We start from the raw sequence: 5,800 nt of genomic DNA on the forward strand, positions 1-5,800 counted from the left end.
ATAGTAGATACTAATAAGGTTTGGATTGTTTATAATCAAAGCAAACATCTGAATACCAAGGTCAGGTGCTTTGTTGATTTTATGGTCAATGCGTTTGAGTTAAGTGCTGATGTTTAACTTGCAATTCCCCAATGATGTGGGACATGCCTAACGATCTTGGAAGGCAGCGCATTCGTGTTTGTCAAGCACGCCTGCGGCAGGATGCGAGGCTGCCTATTATCGGCGAAGAGCGATCACCCATCCCTTGGCTTCGGCGGCGAGCTGGATGCCCTTGACTTAGCTGAGTTTGCAACGCCGAAGAAGTCTTCATAGCCGAAGCTCGGGAACGCCCGCAAAGCCGTAGAGGGCATCGGCTTCCAAAGCCGAGAGCCGGCGCCGCTGTTGCTTAAGGCGCAGCGGCGCCGACGATCGGGGCGTATAGCACAATTCAATCTCAAAACTGAATTGATCGAGGCGTTCACCCGGATCGCTGATGCGAATGAATAGGGACTGGGAGAAGCATTTGATCGAGCAGCAGCGCTCCTCAATAAAGATCAGTATTTACGGTAGCTATAATACGCAAAGGGGATCGAAGGAACCGGTTACCAGCTGAGTTTCTTCTGTACTCACCTGAGACTGGTTCAGGTATTGATGATCGGCCCTTCAAACTAGACTACCCACCTGTGAACCATTCTAACGACCCCGAGGGCTTTGATCGTCCTGCCCTGCGCGGATAGCATAGGCTTTTGGTGTCCGATATTCGATCGTTTTCCCGACTATCCGGAGCGGCGAGTCGCCAACCGTCCAAAATCGCCCTTTTTCTGTCGGAGAAACCTGTCGGTTTTTCTATTGTCGGATAAACGGTGTTTTGGCACTGTCCCGACATGCTCATCGGATATGCCCGCGTCTCCACCCTCGACCAGAACCTCGACCTTCAGCGTGACGCGCTGACCAAGGCCGGGTGCGAACGCCTGTTCGAGGAGAAAAAGTCCGGCAAGGCTGGGACCAAGCGGCCCGAGTTTGAGGCTGCGCTCGCCTACCTGCGTCCCGAGGACGTGCTCGTGGTGTGGAAGCTCGACCGCCTCGGCCGCTCGCTGGTCGAGATGATGCGCACCATCGACGGCCTGCGCGTGAAGGACGTGCACTTCCGTTCCCTCACCGAGCAGTTCGACAGCGCCACCGCGCATGGCCGCTTCGCCCTGCAGATGCACGGGGCCATGGCCGAGTACTTCCTCGATCTCAACCGCGAGCGCACCATGGAGGGTCTCAAGGCGGCACTCGCCCGGGGTCGCAAGGGTGGCCGGCCAAAGAAACTCAAGGAGGCCGATCTCGAGGCGGCCCAGGCCATGCTGGCGGCCGGCAGGATCAGCGTCGCCGCCATCGCCAAGCGGCTTGGGGTCAGCCGGGATACCTTCTACACTTATTTCCCCCGCGCTCGAGCAAACTCCACTGATCAATCTTCCCAATGAAACATGCGAGAAGTTTCGATGAGCAGATTAAAGACTCATGATAGATATATTAAGTTTAACATTGCTGAAGCCTTCGAGTATGTGTTAAACGAAAATAATCCGCGATTTTCGCGTGCAGTCCGTCTGTATGAAATTCAAACGGCGGTACTGATCGGCAGAAAACTTCTCATCTGTCAGGAGCGCGGAAAGGAATACCCGAACAATTGGGTTCGTGTTTCCCGCGCGGCTCTTTCGGCCGCGCGCACGGTCGTCAGGGTTCGGTTGTTCGAACACATAATCGCTGAAAAACATCCTGATGCCGGTCGATTGACGCCGTTGAAGAAGCTTGTTCGAGACAAGGACGCTATACGACTGCTACGTCAAATGATCACACCCAAAAAATCTGAACAAATGGCTTACAGTTTTTCGTGGCGCCAGCTGGACCAACTATTAACTACCCGTCGCATTGAGCAAACCACCTACGCCCCCTTGTACTATATATCACTACATTTCGCGATTTTTGGCGGGAGCAACTCGCGGTGTAACTGGTCGCGCGCGGCCGCAACGCTTCTTTATAGCCCTGAAGAAATCGAATACACTATAATAAGAAAACATTTCAAGACCCTGTTCAGTAGTTCTACAGCATACAAATATAAGGATGAGGATAATCATTTTGCGGCATTTATATGGCTTGACCACTTTGGAGGCAGGTTTCTTCGGCCCCCTAGGCCCATCGCTGCATCTTTTGTAGAAAAACTATTGAAGAAAGTCGACGATACAGCCGGTCTAAAAAACTATATTGCACAATACGAATATGTCCGTCTAAAATTCAAATCACAAGATTACGACTTGCCCCAGCTGCGGCTCGTCGATCCGATCGAGCCTCAGAAGGTGTCGGTTTCACCGCTGCCGGAGGAGCTGACAGCTATAATTTAACTGCAAATGCAGAGGCTTAGGCTCACTTTGCGACTGCGCAAAGTGACCAGGCTTTTCGGCCGCTTGTATTTTATCTCCGCCTCACTCTGAGGTTTGGAGACAAATCATGCTTGACAACATAGCTAGGGAAACTGACGCAGGAAACGATCTCCCCTCCGGAACTTCAGTTTTCCCAACGCAGGAAAACATCGCCGAGGTTGGTGCCTCAAGCGGTGGCAGCCAGGACAGCTTCCAGCAGATCAAGAACGCCTGCGCAGAGTGCAAGGCGTATGGCGGCGGCGAAGGCTTCTTCGGGCGTAAGTTCGATGACCGCGTGCTGCGCCTGCTGCTGCCAGGTTACAAGGGGCTCCTGCTCGTCGCCGACGATCCTGACCGCCTCGCCGTCGTGGTCCGCCATTCCGAGGTGAAGACGACCAAGGCGACGTTGAAGAACCCGGCGTTGATCTTCGTAAAGATGGGCGCCAAGCCGCACGGCACCGCGCAGGACAAGCTGTGCTCGAACTGGGCCGACATCCTCAACAAGGCCCGCGCCGAGCGGATCTCGGTCGAGGAGTTCGTCCCTTGGGTGATGAAGCGGGACGCCCTTCGCCAGCGCCTCGGCGTGGCGAACAAGCGCCCCAAGCCGACCACCACGCAGGATCTGAACCAGCTTCAATTGCGCCTGACCGGGGCTGACGGGCCCATCGACGAGATCCTGCAGCTGCCGCCGGCGGTGCACGCGACGCTGCTCGATGCGCTGAAGAAGCCCGGGCTGCAAAGCGAGCGCGTGCAGCGGCTGGGGCGCTCGCTTCTCACTTTGGCCGATGAACTGAAGCTGGTCGAGGGCGAGTCTTCCTCCTCGCCGGACCAGGTAAAGGCCCATGAGGCCACCGCGGAGGTCGTCGATGTCTAAGCTGGGGACGAAGGGGGGAGAGCTGGTGGCTCTCCCCCTCACCGACCGCGCCGTCGGGACGGCGCTGGCGGCAGGGCCGGCCTACAACACGAGTGCACTCGTTTGGCCGGTCGGCCGGCGCGGAGGGCGTTCGCCGACCCGGGCCGAGCGACGGGCCCTAAGAAGCCGCCGCCGCCGCTGGCTGCGCAAACATGGGCGGGCGCACGGCGACCTGGCGGTGGTCGGCGCCATCATCGAGAATTGTCGGCGCGGGCGGCTGGCCAATCGCTGTGGGCACCCAGCGTGCCCAGAATGCGCCGACGCCCTGCAGCGCCTCTTCGTCGATGCGACCCGCTGCTTCATCCGCAGCCAACCCAATCAAGGCTGGGTGAGGGTGTCGATCATCCTGCCGGGGCCTGAGACGGGTGAGCAGCCCGACTTCGTGGCCGCGGGCGAGCTTGCCCGGACGATACTGCGCCAGGCGGGCGTCACCGTCGGGGTGCTCGGGATCGACGCCAGCTGGAACGAGGATCACCGCCAGGAGCGGGGCGAGGCGGGACGGTTCGCCAGCCATGTCTGCCTCCATCTCTATGGTTTGATCCCGGCGGCGAATTCGCTCGCTGTAAAAGCTGCCCTGAAGCGGCTGATCCCGGCGACCGACGCGGCCCCACGCCCGGTGCACACCAAGCCCTGGGACGGCAGCCCGGCGGCCATCGCCTACGCTCTGAAGGGGGAGTTCCAGCGGCGCCAGACCATCGAGCGTTTTGACACGAAGCGGGGCCGGCTGGTGCGCACTACGCGCGACCGCCCCCTCACTGTGGCCCAGCAAGTTCAGGCGGTCCGGGCGCTCGACCGAGCCGGGCTGGCCGGACGGATGGTGCTGGTCGGCCTGCGCTTCGAACTTAGCGAAACGGGGCGGCTCCGCCTCACCCCGACAAACTGAAGGAGGCGCTCCCGACAATCGCGCGGGGCGCGAAGCCCCATGAGCCTGCAGCCCTATGACCCCAAGAAGGAGAGCCGTCGCACGCCCCTGTAGCACCGCCCAACACGGCCAGCGACCTCGACCAGGCGGAAGGCAGAACAGCCCCGGAAGTAGATCCGCAGCTGAAGCCGCAGCAGCGCTAGCCTGCAATCCTGGGACCGGCCAAGCGTAACCGGTTCAATGCCAGCTGAAGAAAGCCGAAATCAACTAGAATAGTTTTACCTGAATTGAATATCGAAATAGGAAAGGCAGGAGCATGCCGAAGAACAATGATCGGTATTACATCAATGCGAAAAATGAGAGTATGTTGGATTTTTTACATACGCGATCTGAGATGAAATTAGGCCGCTCGATGTACTATGTTAATCGCGGCTGCGATGAGGACGACGGCTGCATGTCGGTGCGCGATCTATTCGCAACCGCACTGGTACTCACGAAGACCGGATTGAGCACGACGAAGATCAATACTGATTTACGAAAAACGATTGATTACCTTGTCAAAAACCGCATCAATTTGAAAAACTTCGAGTATTGAGTGACGGAAAATTCCATACAACGGAGAGGAGTTCAAGATGATCTGGCCGACATTCAAGCATGACCAAAACGCCGAACCAGTTCGGGCGTTGTACTGGAACTATGGCCAAGTAGAGAGCTGCACCGTTCCATTTTACGTGCCGGAATTTTGGTCTGATGCAATCATTAGCAATTCTGTAAGCTCATTCATCGAGCGAACCATCGTGCTGATCAACCCAAAAGCTTCGGAGGCAGCGGTGCTGCGCCACTTGCGTCTGATCCAAGAAGCACTTGAGGATGGTCGCCCGGACATCCCTGAGGAGGATTGGTTCGATGCGGAGCTTTTGAACGCGGGTTTGTAAGTTCGGCGGCTCGTACCATTTCGGTCTTTACCTTTGCAGGCCAGGCGGGGCTGATCGTGCTGCTTGGTCTGCACTTCGAAGCCACCAACGCCGAGCGGCTTAGTCTCATTTCGACACCCTGAAGGAGGCGCTCTGAGTGATTCCGGCAGGCCCACCCCAAAGCCTGCTTCTATTGCAGCGTCAAGGAGACTCATCCCCAATCTCAACGCCCCCTGTAGCTCCGGCATCAGCCCTCCGAGAGGCGCAATACCGATCACCCTAGGAAGGAGAAGCGAGGCGGTCACAGCGACCGCGAGCCCGTCGATCCCACCAGCACAGCCTCTACGAGGCCCAGCTGACCATAGGAAGGAACCGACCCAGGGAGGCAGCTCCTGCCGCCAAACCTCATCCGCCTCGCAGAGGCAGCACACTATCCCTAACCCAAGGAGAACCTACGCGAACCCGTTGACCGCATCGCTCATCCCTACCGGCACCCTGCTCTTCGAGAAGGGTGCCGGACCAACCACGAGGAAGCATCTGCCGGCTCTAGACGAGCTGGTCTCCATCCATCCCCGGACCATGGCACCAATCTCTTCGAGAAGCGTGCCGCCGCAGCGAGAAGGAGTGTTGAAGCAAAAACAGTGTGAACTGCAGCACGTCGATTTCACGGTGAAACGCATCGCCACAGGGCGCGCAGACAGCGTGCCACTAGTGCCGCCTCTACAAACCC

Annotated in this window: 7 protein-coding genes; all 7 read left to right on the forward strand. The window is 57.9% G+C overall.

Annotated elements, in window-relative coordinates; genetic code table 11:
* The first annotated feature begins 863 nt into the window (after positions 1–863).
* Positions 864–1,448, forward strand: coding sequence for a recombinase family protein (locus tag FV242_RS32330; RefSeq protein WP_147941797.1), 585 nt, complete (start codon positions 864–866; stop codon positions 1,446–1,448).
* An 18-nt stretch (positions 1,449–1,466) separates the two neighbouring features.
* A complete protein-coding gene (locus tag FV242_RS32335; protein ID WP_147941792.1) occupies positions 1,467–2,363 on the forward strand; it encodes a hypothetical protein in 897 nt (298 codons plus the stop codon).
* Positions 2,364–2,469: 106 nt separating this feature from the next.
* A complete protein-coding gene (locus FV242_RS32340; protein ID WP_147941793.1) occupies positions 2,470–3,255 on the forward strand; it encodes a hypothetical protein in 786 nt (261 codons plus the stop codon).
* Positions 3,256–3,280: 25 nt separating this feature from the next.
* Complete coding sequence (locus tag FV242_RS32345) at positions 3,281–4,177, forward strand: hypothetical protein (protein WP_147941794.1); 897 nt, start codon at positions 3,281–3,283, stop codon at positions 4,175–4,177.
* Positions 4,178–4,472: 295 nt separating this feature from the next.
* Complete coding sequence (locus tag FV242_RS32350) at positions 4,473–4,751, forward strand: hypothetical protein (protein WP_147941795.1); 279 nt, start codon at positions 4,473–4,475, stop codon at positions 4,749–4,751.
* 37 nt (positions 4,752–4,788) lie between these two features.
* Positions 4,789–5,091 carry a hypothetical protein gene (locus FV242_RS32355; protein WP_147941796.1) on the forward strand — a complete coding sequence of 101 codons (303 nt, stop codon included), beginning with the start codon at positions 4,789–4,791 and terminating at the stop codon, positions 5,089–5,091.
* Between the two features lie 444 nt (positions 5,092–5,535).
* Positions 5,536–5,800: hypothetical protein (locus FV242_RS35240; RefSeq protein WP_210248990.1), on the forward strand; the 265-nt coding region annotated here is incomplete at its 3' end.

It is taken from the genome of Methylobacterium sp. WL64, from assembly GCF_008039945.1.
Classification (GTDB): Bacteria; Pseudomonadota; Alphaproteobacteria; order Rhizobiales; family Beijerinckiaceae; genus Methylobacterium.